The organism is Psychromonas sp., from assembly GCF_041586535.1.
Lineage (GTDB): Bacteria > Pseudomonadota > Gammaproteobacteria > Enterobacterales > Psychromonadaceae > Psychromonas.
In genome coordinates, this window is the sequence record NZ_JBFGZY010000006.1 from 16168 (window position 1) to 34554 (window position 18387).

The following is an 18387-nucleotide window of genomic DNA, read 5'->3' on the forward strand; positions in this document are numbered from 1 at the left end:
AATAAGCGGCCAATAAATAAACACTGGCAAGTGGTTGCAATTTTAGATGAAACGGTTCAGCATAGCAACTGAATCGTTTCAGCTAAAAGATAAAGCAACAGTTAAGCAGTTATCAGGCAATTCAAAATCAAATAAAGGTCTAAAATGAAGGAAATGCCCAGCGGATCACGCAGGCAACTAACAACAGATATGAGCAACTGATTTTTAAACCATTAAATTGCACAACATCGAGCGGCTACTAAGCTCAAATAGCTGAACATTTTTAACCAGAGTCGTCTGCATTATGAATGCGCGACAGTAACTAACATTAGTAAGGTGCTCTGCATGTTATCAATTACCAACAACGATATTATTCTCTCGCAAGCTGCAGATAATAAACAAGATGCCATTAAATCTATCGCCAACAGTTTAGGTGACAAGGGGTATGTAGAAAGCGGTTATGTGGATGGCATGCTTGCGCGTGAAACACAAAACAGTACTTTTTTAGGTAATGGCATCGCCATCCCGCACGGCACAAAAGAGTCGAGTGATCAAATAAAACAAACCGGTGTTATTCTGCACCACTTCCCACAGGGAGTAAATTGGGGTAATGATGATACTGTTTATCTTGCAATCGGTATCGCGGCAAAATCAGATGAGCATTTACAAATTTTAAAAATGCTCACCACAGTGCTTTCTGCAGAGGGCGTTGAAGAGCAGTTAAGAGATGCAACCAATGCGGATACCATCGTTGATTTAATCACGGGTAAAGTACAAACCGAAATGCTCTTGACCGCAGACTTAATCGAACTGAACTCTCCAGCAGCAGATTTAAGTCAACTGACAGCAGCAGCTGCTGCTTTATTAAAAAATCAGCATGCGGTCAGTGAAACCTTTGTAAAAACAACGCTTGCTGACCAGCCTACTCATTTAGGACAAGGTCTGTGGTTAAGCGCAACTAATCAAGGCGTTAATAAAACAGCCCTTTCTTTTGTCACTGCTTCACAGGCAGCTGCCAATCAGGATAAACCTGTCAAAGGGTTAATATGCTTAGCAAGTAACAGTCAACTACATTTAAAAACCCTGGATCTGCTGGTTGAGCTGATGGCGCAACAGAAAATAGCATCTATTTTCACTTCCAACCGGCAGCAAATCATTAACTTGCTGACCAAAGAAACCGTTGATGGCAGTCAGGTAACCTTAACCATTAAAAATCCTCATGGTCTGCACGCCCGCCCCGGCGCAATGCTGGTTAATACGGCGAAAAAGTTTGCAGCAACAATTCAAATGGCCCGTGCCGACACGCCGGATAATGTTGTGAATGCCAAGAGTTTAATGAAGGTCATGACCTTAGGAGTCAAGTTTAAAGACCAGTTACAGTTTACCGCACAAGGTGCAGATGCCGATGCAGCGCTTGCCGCGATCGCTCAGGCAATTGAAGAAGGTTTAGGAGAAGCAATTCGATGAATAAAAATCTAAAGGTTGTCACTGTCACCTTAAATCCGGCTTTGGATCTTACCGGCTCACTTGAGCTGTTACAGACCGGTACGGTGAACTTAATTGAAACCGGCAGTCTGCACCCTGCAGGTAAAGGGATTAACGTTGCCAAAGTACTTGCTGAACTTGGGGCCGATGTCACCGTTACCGGGCTGCTGGGCGAAAATAATCAGGCTGCCTTTGTGCAGTTATTTGATTCGTTGGAGATTAATGATCAATTCATCCGCGTTCAGGGTGATACGCGCATTAATGTAAAAATTGTTGAAAAATCCGGTCAGGTAAGCGATCTCAACTTCCCCGGGGTAACCATTACGCAAGCTGAAATAGTTAAATTTGAGCAGACTTTATTTGCACTTGCAGAAACGCACGAGATCTTTGTTATTGCCGGAAGCCTGCCGAAAGGTGTGACGCCAGAAAAATGTGCGGACTGGGTTGCAGCACTGCAGAAAGCAGGTAAAAAAGTATTTTTTGACAGCAGCAACAAAGCACTGGCAGCGGGCGTCAATGCGCACCCTTACCTTATTAAACCCAATGATGAAGAGCTGAGCGCTTTACTTAACCTGTCATTAACCAGCAATGAGCAGATAAAAGACGCTGCGCAGCAGCTGCATCAACAGGGCTGTGAAAATGTGGTTATCTCTTTAGGCGAAAAAGGCGTACTTTGGCTGGATCAGGCAGGTTGGCTTAAATCAACACCGCCTAAAATGCAGGTAGTCAGCACCGTTGGCGCGGGCGATACCTTAGTTGCCGGCCTTTGTTGGGGAGAACTCAATCAATGGGATAAAGCACAACGTTTAAGTTTTGCCACCGCATTAGCTGCCCTTGCTGTGGGCCAGGTCGGGGTAGGCGTTGAAGATATTACCCAAGTTGAAGATCTGCAAAAAAGTATTCAAATCAGTCAGGTCTGATTAAGACCTGCTATTAACTTTATAAATGAATGGTTCGTGAGGATTTAAGAAGATGAAATTAGCCATAGTAACCGCATGCCCGAGCGGCATTGCCAACAGCATCATTGCTGCGGGCTTAATTGAAAAAGCGGTCAAAGAATTAAACTGGGAAGCAGCGATCGAATGTCAGTCTACGGTCAAACCTGCTGAAACTTTAACTCAACAACAGATCGATCAAGCCGACTGCATTATTGTGGCGGCAAATACAGAGGTGGATGTTGAACGTTTTGCAGGTAAAAAAGTATATCAGTCGGATATAACAGCCTGCCTGGAAAATACCAAAAGCTACCTGGAAAACGCAGTTAATAATGCGAAATTACTCGCACCATCAGCACAAGGGAAGACTACTATGCAATCAACTAAAAAAATTGTTGCTATTACAGCCTGTCCAACAGGTGTAGCACACACCTTTATGGCCGCAACCGCTCTAGAAAATAAGGCTAAAAAGCTTGGTTATGAAATCAAGGTTGAAACGCGCGGCTCAGTTGGGGCAAAAAACCAGCTGACGGCAGAAGAGATCAGTGCTGCTGATGTGGTTATTATTGCTGCCGATATTAGCGTTGATTTAGCCCGCTTTGACGGCAAAAAACTGTATAAAACCAGTACCGGTCTGGCACTTAAAAAAACTGAACAGGAGATCAACAAAGCGTTTTCTGATGCGGCTGTTTATCGCCACTCCGGCGGTGCTGCGGAAAGCAAAGATGAGAAACAGGTCAAAGGATCCTCTGCTATCTATAAACACCTTATGTCCGGTGTTTCACACATGTTACCAGTAGTTGTTGCCGGTGGTTTGTTAATTGCCTTATCTTTCGTATTTGGTATCGAAGCCTTTAAAGAAGAAGGCACCATGGCTGCAGCATTAATGAGCATCGGCGGCGCTTCCGCTTTTGCGCTGATGATTCCGGTATTATCCGGTTTTATCGCCTTCTCGATTGCTGACCGACCAGGCCTTGCACCCGGCTTAATCGGCGGCATGCTGGCAAGTTCAACGGGCGCTGGTTTCCTTGGTGGTATTATTGCCGGTTTCCTGGCAGGTTACACGGCAAAATTTGTTGCTGAGAAATTCCCGTTACCGGATTCTATGGCGGCGCTTAAACCAATCTTAATTATTCCGCTTATCGCCAGCTTAGTGACAGGTTTGGTAATGATCTACATCGTGGGTACACCAGTGGCAGCAATCATGGCCGGCCTGACTGACTTCCTGCAAAGCATGGGCTCAGCAAATGCCATCCTGTTAGGTATTCTGCTTGGTGCGATGATGTGTTTCGACCTGGGTGGTCCGGTTAACAAAACAGCATATACCTTTGGTGTGGGTCTGTTAGCATCACAAACTTATGCGCCGATGGCTGCGATTATGGCTGCAGGTATGGTGCCGGCGTTAGGTATGGGTCTGGCAACATTCCTGGCAAAATCTAAATTTATTCCAAGCGAAGCCGAAGCGGGTAAAGCCTCATTTGTACTGGGTCTGTGTTTCATCTCTGAAGGTGCGATTCCTTTCGCGGCGCATGATCCACTACGCGTAATCCCTTGTTGTATGGCCGGTGGCGCATTAACAGGTGCTCTTTCTATGCTCTTTGGTGCACAACTACTAGCACCTCACGGTGGTCTGTTCGTATTGCTTATTCCTGGCGCGATTAGCCCGGTATTCCTGTATTTACTGGCGATTGCCGCAGGTACAGCAGTAACAGGTATCAGTTACGCTATTGTTAAGAAAAGCGACCGTGAACAAGCTGTTGCAGCTTAATTGGACGCTATAAACAGCAACTAGCTAGAGCATAAAACCCGGCAACTATGCTGGGTTTTTTTAACGCTAAATATCGCTGCTGCAAAAAAAGCAGAACGTTTTTCAAGCAATTTATACCAATTCCGATAATTAGATGATCTATTTAGGCGTAGGAAAAATGGATGAAAGCAAGGCATTGATTGCAGTAACTAGTTGTTCTAATTGCAAAATCAATAACAAAGACTAAAACGTAGTTTTATGTCTAGCTAGCATAAATTTTAACAAGCATAAATGAATAGATAATTATCGGATTTGGTATTATACACTAAAAAGGTAAATAATATGAAAATAGCAATGGCCTGTGACCACGCTGGTTTCAGTTTAAAAGAAGAGATAAAACTCTTATTAGAAAATGCCGGACATACTGTTATCGATTTTGGCGCCAATAGTTTGGAGGCCTGCGATCTGTCCGATCATATCTATCCGGCAGCCTTGGCAGTGGCCAAAGGCGAGGCAGAACGCGGTATTTTTATTGATGGCGTCGGTTACGGCAGCGCATTAATCGCCAATAAAATTTACGGTTTATACGCGGCAGTCTGTCAGGACCCCTTCTGCGCACAGTTAGCCCGCTCTCATTCCAATACCAATATTCTCTGCATTGGCGCAAAAATCATTGGTTCAGGTATTGCGACAGAGATTGTAAGCACTTGGATGACAACGGAATTTCTCAGTGGTGAAGATAAATATGTAAAGCGGGTTAATAAAGTGATGGAGATATCAGAAAAGCACCTGAAAAAACTGTAGGCTGAATTTCGTGCAGCTTGGCCCGTTGACCTTTCCCATTCAAACCTTTTTAACCTGAAAGCGTTCAGGGTAAGGTTAGGGACTCCAGCATGCAGCAAGGGGACGCCCTTACTTGCCAGTTTACTTACATATACCGGCCTCTAAAAGGTCATCCGGCCAACGTATATCCGGGATAATTAAAGAATCAGGTCATAAGTTGATCGATGTCTCAAAATCAAGTTATCCGGCAGCAATTTTAGTTTTTGGCATTTTCATTGCCTAGTCTTTACACTATATTGTAATACAATAACTCAATAGTATAACGGTAACCATTCGAGTCAACCTTGATCAACACCGGACACTGGCTCTGCCCTGTATAAAGCACGATAAAATTTCTGCAAAAATGAACCAAAAGGTCAGCAGACCCTAAAGCTCTGCACAAACTTGGAAGATAATCGAATTCGATAAAGGATAGAAAATGATAACTCTCAGCGAATACATTATTAAAAAGCAGCATGAATTTCCGGAAGCGACCGGTGAATTAACGTCACTGTTAGGGTCGATTCAGTTAGCAGCAAAAGTTGTTAACAGAGAAATAAATAAAGCAGGTTTAGTGGACATTATCGGTACGACAGGTGTTGAAAATGTCCAGGGAGAAGTTCAGCAAAAAATGGATTTATACGCTAACGATGTCTTTAAATCAGCCTTAAAAGCACGCGGTGAAGTCTGCGGAGTTGCTTCCGAGGAAGAGGATGAATTCGTTACCTTTGATGATCAGGAGGGGATGAACAATAAATATGTGGTGTTAATGGATCCGCTCGACGGCTCTTCAAATATTGACGTCAATGTATCTGTCGGGACTATATTCTCCATTTACCGCCGGGTCAGTAAGATTGGTGAGAAGGTCATTTTAGATGACTTTCTGCAGACAGGAGACAAACAAGTTGCAGCCGGTTATGTAATATACGGTTCATCGACCATGCTGGTTTATACCACCGGATTTGGCACACACGGTTTTACCTGTGATCCCTCTCTGGGAGTGTTCTATCTTTCACATGAAAACATGCAGATTCCGGATGATGGTGCGATGTACTCGATCAATGAGGGGAATTACCTTAAGTTCCCACTGGGTGTCAAAAAATACTTAAAGTACTGCCAGGAAATAGACAGCGCGACAAAACGCCCTTATACCTCTCGTTATATCGGTTCTCTGGTTTCAGATGTGCACAGAAATTTACTTAAAGGCGGTATTTATATCTACCCTTCTACGGCCTCTTCACCACAAGGGAAGCTAAGAATATTATACGAATGTAACCCGATGGCGTTTTTGGTAGAACAAGCTGGCGGCAGAGCAACTGATGGTTTTAGACGCATTATGGAGATCGATCCGACAGAGCTGCACCAGCGTGTCCCGTTCTTCTGCGGTAGTCCAAACATGATGGATAAAGTAGAAGAGATGATGGCAGAATTTTCCCCGGAAGCTAACTATTTCCAGCCAGTTTAAAGAGCCGCCAGTCAATCTCTGCAGGCAGATAATCCTGAGATCAAAAACCGCTTTATAAGCGGTTTTTATTTTTCTGACAGGGGGAGAATTTAGTTAATATAAGCGGCTTTATTAATGCTATTATTAACAGCTAAATGATACCGGACTTAAGAACAAGGAAAGAAAATGGAAGCTGAATTACTGGAAATAAAAAACTTCCTGTTACAGTACCCCCCTTTTAGTGATCTGCCTGACGATGTTATCGATCATGTCACGCAATCTGTTGAGATTTCTTACTTCCGGCAAAACACGCCAATTATTCATTTTGGCGATCATATTCAGGATCTGTATTTGATCCGCAGCGGCATTGTCGAGGTCTTCCGCCATAATGGTGAACTATATAACCGTCTCACTCAGGGCGGTTTATTCGGACAGATGGGTTTATTAATCAAGAATCGCGTGCGCTTTCCCGTTACAGCAATCGAAGACACCTTAGTTTATTGTATTCCTGACGCGGTATTTCAGGAATTGTATAATAATTACGATAACTTCGCGGATTTTGTAGAAATAGAAAATAACGCCCGTCTCAGACAAGCTGTTTCAAGTAAAAAAGAAGAAAATGATCTGACCACTTCAAAAGTCAAAGCACTGCTCACCCGTGATGCCCCTTTTATTGATCAAAATTCATCGATACAACAAACCGCTATTAAAATGGCCGAAGAAAATATCTCCTCTATTTTAATTATCGATCCTGATCTTTTAAATGATAATGAGGAGGATATCAGTCCCGTTGTCGGCATTATTACTGACCGGGATCTGTGTACCCGGGTACTGGCCGAAGGTATTGATGCCAGTGCCCCGGTGAGCAGCGTTATGACCCATGAGGTTGTTTCTCTGGATCACAATGCTTATGTCTATGAAGCGATGCTGACCATGCTGCGCTATAACGTCCATCATATGCCCATCTTAAAAGATAAAAAAACCATCGGTATTCTCGAGGCGACGGATATTGTCCGTTACGAATCACAGAATTCTTTACTGCTGGTAAGCAGCCTTTTCCAGCAGCCGAGCATTGCTGATCTGGCGATTGTATCTCATGAAGTGAAAGATAGCTTTGTGCGTATGGTTAATGAAGATGCCAACTCGCATATGGTTGGCACGGCAATGTCTGTTATCGGGCGCAGTTTCACCCAGCGTATTATTGAATTAGCCGAAGAGCAGCTTGGTGCCGCGCCGATCCCTTTCTGTTTTATTGCGCTGGGCTCAATGGGGCGGGATGAACAGTTAATTGTCACCGACCAGGACAACGCCCTTATTTTAGACGACAGCTACGATGAGCAAAAACATGGTGAGTACTTTAAATCACTGGCAGAAATAGTCTGTGACGGTCTGGATCAATGTGGTTACAGTTATTGTACCGGGGAGATTATGGCAAGCAATCCGCAGTGGCGCATGACATTGCGTGAATGGGAAACCTGCTTCGCCGACTGGATAGATAATCCCAATCCCCAGGCCCTGTTAAATACCTCTATCTTTTTTGACCTTGATGGCGTTTATGGCCGCCTGAAATGGGCGGAGCAGCTTAACGGTTTTATTGTTCGCAGGGCACGTAAAAATAACCGCTTTCTTGCCTGCTTAGCGCGTAATTCCTTAAACAGAACTCCGCCACTTGGTTTTTTTAAAAGTTTTGTAATGGAAAATGATGGCCGCCATAAAAACTCCATTAACCTCAAACGCCGCGGGACGGCACCGCTTGCTGATCTGATTCGTGTTCATGCACTTGCAGTAGGTTCACGCGCCAAAAACTCTTTTGAGCGTCTCGATGATATTATCGATGCCGCCATTTTACCTAAAGGGCGGGCTCAGGATCTGCGTGATGCCATGGAGTTCATATCAATGGTGCGTATTCGCCATCAGGCTGACGATGTTGAACAGGGTAACGATCCGGACAATAATATTGAACCGGAAAACCTTTCGGACTTTGAAAAACGCAATTTAAAAGATGCTTTTCAGATTTTAAGCAATGCCCAGAACTTTTTGAAATTCCGCTATCAAGCCAATACTCACTTTAAGTAAGCTAATGATAAAAAAACTCTTCCAAACGCCAAGTATTGACTGGGTTAAGCGCTACGAGAGAAAGCACTCTGAGGCGACACACCCTTTACTGAAGGCCTTTTACGCGACGCCGCTGGCAACGGCGGAAACGCCTATTGATGAAATCAGGTTTGTCGCTCTGGATTTCGAAACCACCGGGCTTAATGCCAAAAAAGACGGCATTATCACCATTGGCCTGGTACCTTTTACCTTAAAGCGTATTTACATGAAGGACGCCCGGCACTGGATCGTCAGGCCCAGGCAGGCACTCGATGAAGAGTCTGTTGTCATTCACAATATTACCCACAACGATATTATTAATGCACCGGATCTGTCTAAAGTCATCGAACCTGTGCTGAATGCACTGGCCGGATCTATTATCGTGGTTCATTACCGTAAAATAGAACGAGAATTTCTTGATAGAGCATTAAAGGAGATAATAAATGAAGGTATTTGCTTTCCGGTGATTGATACTCTGCAGTTGGAGCTGCAAATTCAGCAGCGCTTATGCGGAGGATTGTGGAACCAGCTTAAAGGCAGAAAACCCCAGTCAGTGAGACTCGGGCAGGCGCGAAAAAGATACGGCCTGCCTGCCTATACACCTCATCACGCCTTGACCGATGCAATTGCTACAGCGGAATTATTACAAGCACAAATCGCCTACTATTATGATGCCAAACAACCGGTTCGCGATTTCTGGTTATAGTCTCAGGCAATCACCAAAGTGCTAAGGTTAAAAATTCTCTTACTCTTCGGTGATACTGCCGATCTCCAGCATCGGTGCTGCGGCAATGTTTTCAGCATTCATCATCGCCGATAAACGCTGTACCGAGGAGAGTAATAAACTCTGCTCCCAGTCTTTCAGCTCTCTGAATTGGTCAATAAAATTATCCTGCAGAGGCTGTGGCGCCTTATCCAAAACAGCATAACCTGCCGCCGTCAGGTGCGGGTGTACTTTGCGCTTATCTTCGACACTGCGGATACGCTGCACATAACCGTTACGCTCTAGCCTGTCGAGAATAGTGGTAGCGGTGGCCTGGCTCATATTGGTATGTTTCGACAGCGCCCTGATAGTTACCTCGCCGAGTTCTTCTATTGCACGCATCAAGATCAGTTGCGGCCCGGTTAAGCCGACCTCTTTACTGAGTTTTTTTGAATGCAGATCAATAGCGCGAATGATTTGCCGGATCGACAATAAAACTTCTTCGTGTTTTTCCAAATTATTTATTTCCCAAATAGGTCTGCTAAGCAGCTTCGAACATAGCGCAGTTATTTCGACTTGACAAGTATTGACAACGCTGATTATTTTGACGCGATTAAAATAATAAGTACCCTAAATATAAATCAGTACTGGCAATGCCATAGCTAATGAATATAAATGCTATTTTTCGACTGTTTTTATTTTATCCGCTTGATTTTGGCATTTTCACTAACGGATATGCTAGAATGCGCACCACTTTCACGATGAGAGTTACTATCAACACGAAACTATATTTTAGCAGCTAATGCGAATTTACTTCGTAGTAATGATTTTTAATCTCATTTATACCCATGATACATCAAGATGCAAAGTCAAAGTATTTTGAAGTAATTCCAAACTATCTTCAGAGAGGAAAAATGGCAAAAAATATTGATAAATACAGTATCGACAGCACCGACTACACCGTCGGTCAAGATAATGTACAAAGATGGGGTTTTGATGTTCATAACCCGGTTTTTGGTATAAGTGTTGCTTTGATCGCATTGTTTTTAATTGCAGCCCTGACAGTCGATCCTGATATCGCAAAAAGTACTCTGGATGGTATAAAATGGCAGATTATCGGTGCATTCGACTGGTTATTCATCTGGTCAGGTAATATTTTTGTATTGTTTTGTTTGGCACTGATAGTTTCTCCTTTCGGGAAACTACGCATAGGCGGCCATGACGTGGTAGCCGAATACTCTTTTATCTCCTGGCTTTCCATGCTGTTTGCTGCGGGCATGGGTATTGGTCTGATGTTCTGGAGCGTTGCCGAGCCTGTTGCTTATTTTACCGGCTGGTATGAAACGCCCCTCGCTGTGGAAGCAAATACACCGGAAGCAGCCAAGCTTGCGCTGGGTGCGACCATGTTCCATTGGGGCCTGCATCCCTGGGCAATTTACGCTGTGGTAGCCTTGTCACTGGCATTCTTTCATTACAATAAAGGCTTGCCTCTTTCCTTACGCTCTATCTTTTACCCGATTCTTGGAGATCGCACCTGGGGCTGGGCCGGACATCTTGTCGATATTTTAGCAGTCCTAGCGACTTTATTTGGCCTGGCGACCTCATTAGGTTTGGGTGCGCAGCAGGCTGCCAGCGGGATTCATCACGTGTTTGGTATTGATGCCGATATCGGACTGCAGATTATAGTGATTGTGGGTGTTACCTTACTTGCCGTCATATCAGTAGTTCGCGGTATTGAGGGTGGCGTAAAAGTGATCAGTAATATCAATATGATGGTCGCATTCCTGCTGCTCATTTTCGTTGCGCTGATAGCCTATGCGATAACATTAGGATCTATTCCGACAACCTTAATGGCCTATATTGAAAATATTATTCCTTTAAGCAACCCGCATGACCGTCCCGATGAGGCCTGGTTTCAGGGGTGGACAGTATTTTATTGGGCCTGGTGGATTTCATGGTCACCATTTGTAGGGATGTTTATTGCCCGCGTTTCCAAAGGCCGCACTATCCGCCAGTTTATTGTCGCTGTATTGCTTGTTCCGACGGCTGTAACACTAATTTGGATGTCAGTCTTTGGTGGTCTGGCCATAGATCAGGTAATTAACAATATCGGCGAGCTGGGTGCAAAAGGCTTAACTGAAGTGCCACTGGCAATGTTCCAAATGTTTGATGTCTTGCCTTATGGTACGGTTTTATCAATTATGGCTGTGGTATTGGTCCTGGTCTTTTTTATTACCTCTTCTGACTCCGGCTCCTTAGTCATTGACAGTATTACCTCCGGCGGAAAAGTGGATGTACCGGTACCGCAGCGTATCTTCTGGGCTTCGATCGAAGGAGCAATTGCCATCGCGCTACTCTGGATCGGAGGCACTCAGGCAATTCAAGCGCTGCAGGCGGCGGTAATATCTACCGCTCTGCCTTTTACCATCATCTTACTGCTAATGTGTGTGAGTCTGGTCTTAGGTTTGCGCACTGAGCTTGCCAAACAGTAAGTTAACAATGTAATAAACCGCAAATGAAAGCTCCGCTTTTTATAAGTGGGGCTTTCCGCTGACAGTAGTCAGCCGTATCCCCTGTAAATTCTGCGCATACAGTGCCCCTGATAAGCTGCTGTCCCAGTCAATTATGTTTTAATTTCAGAAACGGTGTAATACCAATCAGATTAATTATCTGATTGGTATAATATTCCTCTATTTTTTCTGATAAGTTTACTTTGCATCGGCACTAACTTTAATATCAACTAAAATATTCCTAAAGGTCATCTCATTCAAGGAATAGAAATATGAATAAACTGTTCTTGTGTCTCATTTTAAGTCTCTTATTACACACTTTTTCAGCTGCACAAGCCTCCGCAGAGACTAATAGATCAAACCGCCCTCTTGCTGCACAGGCAGGCTGGGAGTTGTCCTTAGGACTTAACCTTGCTTATAGTGACGGCCAGTCACAATTAAATACTGACGATGCTAATGCGATTACTGATGATCTGCACAATAACGGACAGGCGATCAACAACACTTTATTATTTCCTTCAGCCCGTTTGTTATATACATTTAAGGGGTTACAAACACAGGTATTTATTGCCGATAGCCGTGAACAGGTTTCCACGGCAGAGCTGCAATATGAACTGGGGTTCACCCATCTGCTTGATAATCGCAGTAAACTGACCGTCGCTTATTTTCCGCAATTGCCACTGTTTAATGACACCTGGGAAGATCCCTATTTAACCGGCATAGCCAGGACTAAAACGGATGAAAATACACAAGGTGGCAGACTTTCCTGGGAGCGTATTGGCGGTGGCCCGATTACCTTAAAATATGCTTTTGCACTGACCGAGGTAGACAATGAACAAAGCGGCCAAAGTGCCGGATTAGGGGATGCACAGTTGAAGCAGCTGCAGCGCGACAGTGTGCACCAGCGTATCGCGGTGGAAACAAGGTTTTCTGTCGCTTCAGGTATTTTTGTAAAACCGGCACTGCAGTATACAAAGAGATCAGCTGATGGTAAGGCGCACAGTTTTGATCAATACGGACTGCAATTGGCTATACAGGCATTCAGAGGCCGACATACCTTAATTACAACCCTCAGTGGCAGCAGTAAAAAATTTGCAGCGCTGAATCCATTATTTGGCAAAAAGCAAGATAGCGTAACGGTCAGTCTTTTTTCTGTCTATAGCTACGACCAGGCTTTTAACTGGCTGCCATTAAGTTTTAATATTCTGGCCGGTTATAACAACGAGGACTCATCGATCGACTTTTATGATAAAAATGGTGTATTTATAGCAACCGGCCTGACCTATAAATTTTAAAAGAGAAGCAACGATTAACCCTTTAATCACCTCCGCAATCCCTCCTTTTTCAGCCTCGATTATTAATCTAGGCTTGAACTGCATCAGCGATTAAACAAGCATTTTTACACCTTTAATCTATCCTTGAATAAAGGTGTCACATTTTTTCGCAGTGTTGCGTAGGAGAATAAAGATGGGTTTTCCTGAAATTAAAAAAGATTCTTTTTCAGCATCTCAGCATAATTTAATTAACTATGAAGATACTTATAAACAATTCAACTGGCAGCAGGCTGAGCAGCGTATTGCGGGTGATAAAAATGCGTTAAATATCGCTTATGAAGCACTGGATCGCCATGTTATTGAAGGGTTTGGTGAACAAATTGCCATTCGTTGGCTAAGCAAACAAGGGCTTGCTGTGGATATTAGTTATGCACAATTACAGGAGCAAACCAGCCGTTTCGCCAATATTCTGCAACGCTTTGGGGTTCAGACCGGTGATACTGTGTTTGGTTTATGCAGTCGGGTGCCGCAATTATATATCGCATTATTAGGCACGCTTAAATTCGGCGCAGTATTCTCCCCCCTGTTTTCAGCGTTCGGCCCGGAGCCTATTCGTTCGCGCATGGAGATAGGTGAAGCACGTGTTTTAATTACCAGTGAAGCGCTGTATCTGAAAAAGATCAAACCCTGGCGGGAGCAATTGACCAGCTTAAAATGGGTGTTGCTGTATAACGTCAGCGCCCCGCTGCCTGAAGGTTGTTATGATCTTGATGCCCTGCTAAAAGAAAGCGGCGCAGACTTTCCTACCCGTTGGTGCGATCCTGAACAACTCGCACTGTTACACTTTACCTCTGGTACGACAGGCAAACCTAAGGGTGCAATGCATGCCCACCAGGCGGTGGTATATCACAATATTTCCGGATTTTATGCTCTGGATCTGCACCCCGGAGACCGTTACTGGTGTACCGCAGACCCGGGGTGGGTGACGGGTACCTCCTACGGCATTATTGCGCCTTTATGCAACCGCGTTACCATGATCATCGATGAAGCTGAATTTGATCCTAACCACTGGTATCAATTACTGAGTGAAGAAAAAATCAATGTCTGGTATACCGCCCCCACCGCTATCCGCATGCTCATGAAAGCAGGCGGCGAGCTGGCTGCTGACTACGATCTCAGTCAGTTGCGCTTTATTGCCAGTGTTGGAGAGCCGCTTAATCCTGAAGCGGTAGTATGGGGACAAAAAGTATTTAACATGCCATTTCACGATAACTGGTGGCAGAGCGAAACCGGCGGGATCATGATCGCCAATTTTGCCACCAGCAACGTCCGCCCAGGTTCAATGGGCAAACCCTTACCCGGTATTGAAGTCGCCATTATGCAGCACGGTGAAGACGGGCAAAGTAAAGTCAATACAGAGGCAAACCAGATTGGTGAGCTGGCTTTAAAAAAAGGCTGGCCATCCATGTTCCGTGGTTACCTGCATGAAGAGCAGCGTTACCGGAAATGCTTTATCGGTGACTGGTATTTAACCGGCGATCTGGCCATGCGTGACGCTGATGGTTATTACTGGTTTGTCGGCCGGGCCGATGATGTGATTAAAAGCTCAGGACATTTGATCGGTCCTTTTGAAGTAGAAAGTGTATTAATGGAGCACCCTGCCGTCGCCGAGGTAGGTGTAATCGGTTTGCCCGACGAGGTAGCAGGCGAAATAGTGAAAGCCTATGTTGCCCTCAAGCCGGGGTATGAAGGTGATCAAAGTTTAGCGAAAACCTTATTGGGTCATGCGCGCAAACGTTTAGGTCCGGCCGTCGCACCAAGAGAGATTGTTTTTCGAAAAAACTTACCGAAAACGCGCAGCGGCAAGATCATGCGCCGCTTATTAAAAGCACGCGAACTCGGATTACCGGAAGGTGATATTTCCACTCTTGAAAGTGATGAAGCCTAAAGGTCAACAGACCCTACAGCCGGGGAGATAATCTTATGAGCAATAACAAACTGCATATTAACCGTCTTCATCTGCATTTCCTACTCAAGCAGATGATCCGCATCAGCCGCTTCGAAGAGCGTTGTGTCAGCCTCTACAATCAGGAAAAAATTCGCGGTTTTCTGCATTTGTATAATGGTGAAGAGGCGATTGCGGTTGGTGTTATGCAGGCATTAACAGATCAGGATGCCATCTTGTCTACTTATCGGGAACATGGTCACGCGCTCGCCAGAGGGCTCAGTATGAATGCCATTATGGCGGAGATGTTTGGTAAAGCCAGCGGCTGCAGTGGAGGACGAGGCGGATCCATGCACCTGTTTGACAGTAGTCTGCGCTTTTATGGCGGTAATGCCATTGTCGCCGGCGCGTTGCCTCTTGCGGTCGGTCTCGCATTAGCCGATAAGATGCAGCAGCGCAAAACGGTAATCTGCTGCTTTTTCGGCGAGGGTGCGGTCGCCGAAGGGGAATTTCACGAGAGTCTCAACCTGGCCAAATTATGGCAGCTGCCGATCTTATTTGTCTGTGAAAATAATCTTTATGCCATGGGTACAGCCATCGAATTTGAAGAATCCAACCCCAAAATTCATTTAAAAGCAGCAAGTTATGGTTTATCTGCACAGGTTGTTGATGGTATGAACGTGATTGACGTTGAAGCGGCTGCAAAGCTCGCCTGCAGCGCGATACGTAACGGTGCGGGACCGCATTTTTTAGAGTGCCAGACTTACCGTTTTCGCGGGCATTCAATGTTTGATACCCAGCTTTATCGCAATAATGCTGAAATAGAACAATGGAAGAAAAAAGGTCCCCTTACCCAGTTAAGCCACTGGCTAACAGGCAATCATCAAATCGAACCTGAAGAGCTGCAGGCTATCGAAAGCGCGGTCGAGAAAGAGATAGATGAAGCGGTACGCAGCGCAGATGCCGCAGAGATAGAGCCCGTCGAAAGTTTACTGAAACACGTATATAAAGAGGTTTCTCATGGATAAAATAACTTTCAGAGAAGCATTTAAAGCCGCCATGGTTGAAGCTTTAAATGAAGATCCACGGGTCTTTCTGATGGGGGAAGACGTCGGCAGATATGGCGGTTGTTATGCTGTTTCTAACGGTTTGATCGACACCTTCGGCGCACAGCGTATTATTGATACCCCCCTGGCTGAATCCGGCTTTGTCGGTGCAGGCATAGGTGCTGCGATGGGGGGGATGAAACCCATTGTCGAAATAATGACGGTAAATTTCAGCCTGCTGGCGTTAGATCAAATCCTCAACAACGCTGCCACCCTGCGCCATATGTCCGGCGGACAGATATCCGTCCCGCTGGTGATCCGCATGGCCTGCGGAGCGGGAAAGCAACTGGCGGCACAACATTCACACAGTTTTGAAGGCTTATATGCACATATTCCCGGATTAAAAGTGCTTTATCCCGGCACCATAGGTGATGCCCGCTATATGTTAAAAATGGCCCTGGATGATCCGGATCCGGTGATTATTTTTGAGCATGTCATGCTTTATAATCAGGAGGGTGAACTGCCCGAAAAAAATAGCATTGCGCCGATGGAACAGGCAGTGATCCGCAGGCCCGGTAGGGATTTATCTATTATTACCTGGGGAGGCTGTTTATATAAAGCACTGCAAGCAGCAGAACAACTGGCGGCTCTGGGCATCGATGCGGAAGTTGTTGATTTGCGCTGTCTGCGCCCGCTAGACAGAGCTACCCTTTTAGATTCAGTGCAGCGTACCCACAAAGCAATCATTGTTGACGAATCATGGAAAAGCGGCGGTATGTCAGCAGAAATAAGCGCCACCCTCGCAGAGTTTGGATTGTGGTATTTAGATGCCCCTGTTCAGCGCATCTGCACCGCTGAAGTGCCAATACCTTATGCACAACATTTGGAGCAGGCAAGCTTGCCGCAAGTCACCCAAATTGTCACCGCCGCACAACAGATGATGGCATCATCCGAATCAGCTGTAAGGGAGTAGTTATGAGCGACAATCAACATGACTTAACCATGCCCTCCTTTGGCTCTGATATGCGTAAGGGTACATTGGTTCAGTGGCGGGTAAAAGAAGGCGACAGCATTAATCGTGGTGATGTCATTGCTGTAATCGAGACTTATAAAGGCGCCATTGAGTTAGACGTTTTTGAAGACACCCGGGTTTTAAGCCTGTTGGTTAAGGAGGGTGATGAGATCGCCGTTGGTGAGCCTATTGCCAGATTGGGTTCGCTTGACCACAGTGATAAAAAAGACGCACCGGAAATAAATATTGCCGACCAGGAAGAGGCGGACAATCCCCCTGCGACAGCAGATATTAACGAAACAGAGAGCAGGGAAACAGCGCAACCATCCACCGTAAATATTCCCGAGCAAGCGCGCGCTGATCAAACCGGGCCTCCCGCTGAAGATATTAGCGCGGCTGAGCCTATTCCGGCACTTGCACCTGCCCTTCAGGGCAGCAGTAAATTAGCCGTGCCGAAAGGCTTTGTTTTAGCCACACCTGCCGCACGTTTTTTTGCCAGAGAACAGCAGTTATCTTTAACAGCACTGTTTCCTCATCATACAAAAAAAATTATCACCCTGGCTATGGTGGAAGAAGCAATAAAAGCAGCACCGCCAACTCAACAGGCGGATAAAGCCAACCAGACTCCCGGCTCAGCAGAAATCCCTACCGCCGCAACTAAAGGTTTTGACAAAAATGCCATGCGTCAGGCAATCAGTGCGACGGTAAGTCGTTCCAAACAGCAGATACCGCATTATTACCTGCGCCAGCGTTTAGATATCAGTGCATTGGAAGAGTATTTGTTAAAGGTCAACGCATCTTTAGCCGTAGAGCAGCGCTTACTCTTGGCTGCCCCTTTATTATCTGCCATTGCACGTACCCTAATCAATAATCCGCAGCTCAACGGCGAATATAGCGAAGATCATTTTGTTTCATGTGAAACAGTCAATTTAGCCAATGCGGTCAATTTACGTGGTGGCGGATTGATCATGCCGGTGATCCGGGATGCGCAAAGGCTTTCACCTGCAGCGATCATGGAGCATCTTAAACAGCAGGTAACCCGGGCACGCAATAACAGTCTGCTCTTTTCTGAATTAAGTGGCGGCAGCTTTACCGTAACCAGCATTGGAGAACGAGGCGCTGAGCAGATGTTCGCCGTTATTTTTCCGCCACAGGTGGCGATTATTGCTCTGGGCAGTGCCCATCAGGAAGCGTTGGTTGTTAATGGTGAAATACAGATACGCTCAGTCATTGAAGCCTCCCTGGCAGCCGATCACAGAGTCAGTGACGGGCGCACTGGGGCGCGTTTTCTTTACCAGTTGAACCAACTACTGCAGAAGCCGGCAGCCTTATGGAAAACAGCTACTCCATCAGGGCAGCCTGAGCATAATGAAACAGATTAACCAACACAA

General features: G+C 45.4%; 14 protein-coding genes. 13 read left to right on the plus strand and 1 reads right to left on the minus strand.

Annotation, left to right across the window (positions count from 1 at the left end; all coding sequences use genetic code 11):
• Positions 1-324: 324 nt before the first annotated feature.
• The 7 genes from fruB (at position 325) to ABZA00_RS01570 (ending at position 9212) form a co-directional block, all read left to right on the plus strand.
• Positions 325-1446 (plus strand): fused PTS fructose transporter subunit IIA/HPr protein, encoded by a 1122-nt coding sequence (gene fruB, locus ABZA00_RS01540; RefSeq protein ID WP_372880381.1) that lies wholly within the window; start codon positions 325-327, stop codon positions 1444-1446.
• Positions 1443-2384 carry a 1-phosphofructokinase gene (gene pfkB, locus ABZA00_RS01545; RefSeq protein ID WP_372880382.1) on the plus strand — a complete coding sequence of 314 codons (942 nt, stop codon included), beginning with the start codon at positions 1443-1445 and terminating at the stop codon, positions 2382-2384. Before fruB ends, pfkB begins: the two co-directional genes overlap by 4 nt.
• Before the next feature lie 52 nt (positions 2385-2436).
• Positions 2437-4167 (plus strand): PTS fructose-like transporter subunit IIB, encoded by a 1731-nt coding sequence (locus ABZA00_RS01550; protein ID WP_372880383.1) that lies wholly within the window; start codon positions 2437-2439, stop codon positions 4165-4167.
• 321 nt (positions 4168-4488) lie between these two features.
• Positions 4489-4950, plus strand: coding sequence for an RpiB/LacA/LacB family sugar-phosphate isomerase (locus tag ABZA00_RS01555; protein ID WP_372880384.1), 462 nt, complete (start codon positions 4489-4491; stop codon positions 4948-4950).
• A 457-nt stretch (positions 4951-5407) separates the two neighbouring features.
• The gene (gene fbp, locus ABZA00_RS01560; protein ID WP_372880385.1) at positions 5408-6433 is read left to right on the plus strand and encodes a class 1 fructose-bisphosphatase; all 1026 of its coding nucleotides are present in this window, start codon (positions 5408-5410) and stop codon (positions 6431-6433) included.
• A gap of 165 nt (positions 6434-6598) precedes the next feature.
• Entirely contained in the window at positions 6599-8488 is a 1890-nt protein-coding gene (locus ABZA00_RS01565; RefSeq protein ID WP_372880386.1) for a DUF294 nucleotidyltransferase-like domain-containing protein, read from the plus strand.
• Between the two features lie 4 nt (positions 8489-8492).
• Positions 8493-9212, plus strand: a complete 720-nt coding sequence (locus ABZA00_RS01570; RefSeq protein ID WP_372880387.1) for a 3'-5' exonuclease — start codon at positions 8493-8495, stop codon at positions 9210-9212.
• 39 nt (positions 9213-9251) lie between these two features.
• Here ABZA00_RS01570 and ABZA00_RS01575 read toward each other — a convergent pair whose 3' ends face one another.
• Positions 9252-9725, minus strand: a complete 474-nt coding sequence (locus ABZA00_RS01575; protein ID WP_372880388.1) for a MarR family winged helix-turn-helix transcriptional regulator — start codon at positions 9723-9725, stop codon at positions 9252-9254.
• Between the two features lie 398 nt (positions 9726-10123).
• Between ABZA00_RS01575 and ABZA00_RS01580 the strand changes: the two genes are divergently transcribed.
• From ABZA00_RS01580 to ABZA00_RS01605, 6 genes are all read left to right on the plus strand, one after another.
• Positions 10124-11701, plus strand: coding sequence for a BCCT family transporter (locus ABZA00_RS01580; protein ID WP_372880389.1), 1578 nt, complete (start codon positions 10124-10126; stop codon positions 11699-11701).
• Positions 11702-11991: 290 nt separating this feature from the next.
• Positions 11992-13014 (plus strand): DUF2860 domain-containing protein, encoded by a 1023-nt coding sequence (locus ABZA00_RS01585; protein ID WP_372880390.1) that lies wholly within the window; start codon positions 11992-11994, stop codon positions 13012-13014.
• A gap of 172 nt (positions 13015-13186) precedes the next feature.
• The gene (gene acsA / locus ABZA00_RS01590; protein WP_372880391.1) at positions 13187-14941 is read left to right on the plus strand and encodes an acetate--CoA ligase; all 1755 of its coding nucleotides are present in this window, start codon (positions 13187-13189) and stop codon (positions 14939-14941) included.
• Positions 14942-14976: 35 nt separating this feature from the next.
• On the plus strand, positions 14977-15966 hold the full coding sequence (gene pdhA / locus ABZA00_RS01595) for a pyruvate dehydrogenase (acetyl-transferring) E1 component subunit alpha (protein WP_372880392.1): 990 nt from the start codon (positions 14977-14979) through the stop codon (positions 15964-15966).
• Positions 15959-16957: an alpha-ketoacid dehydrogenase subunit beta gene (locus tag ABZA00_RS01600; RefSeq protein ID WP_372880393.1), complete on the plus strand. Its 999-nt coding sequence runs from the start codon at positions 15959-15961 to the stop codon at positions 16955-16957. Before pdhA ends, ABZA00_RS01600 begins: the two co-directional genes overlap by 8 nt.
• A gap of 2 nt (positions 16958-16959) precedes the next feature.
• Positions 16960-18378 (plus strand): dihydrolipoamide acetyltransferase family protein, encoded by a 1419-nt coding sequence (locus ABZA00_RS01605; RefSeq protein ID WP_372880394.1) that lies wholly within the window; start codon positions 16960-16962, stop codon positions 18376-18378.
• The last annotated feature ends 9 nt before the right edge of the window (positions 18379-18387 follow it).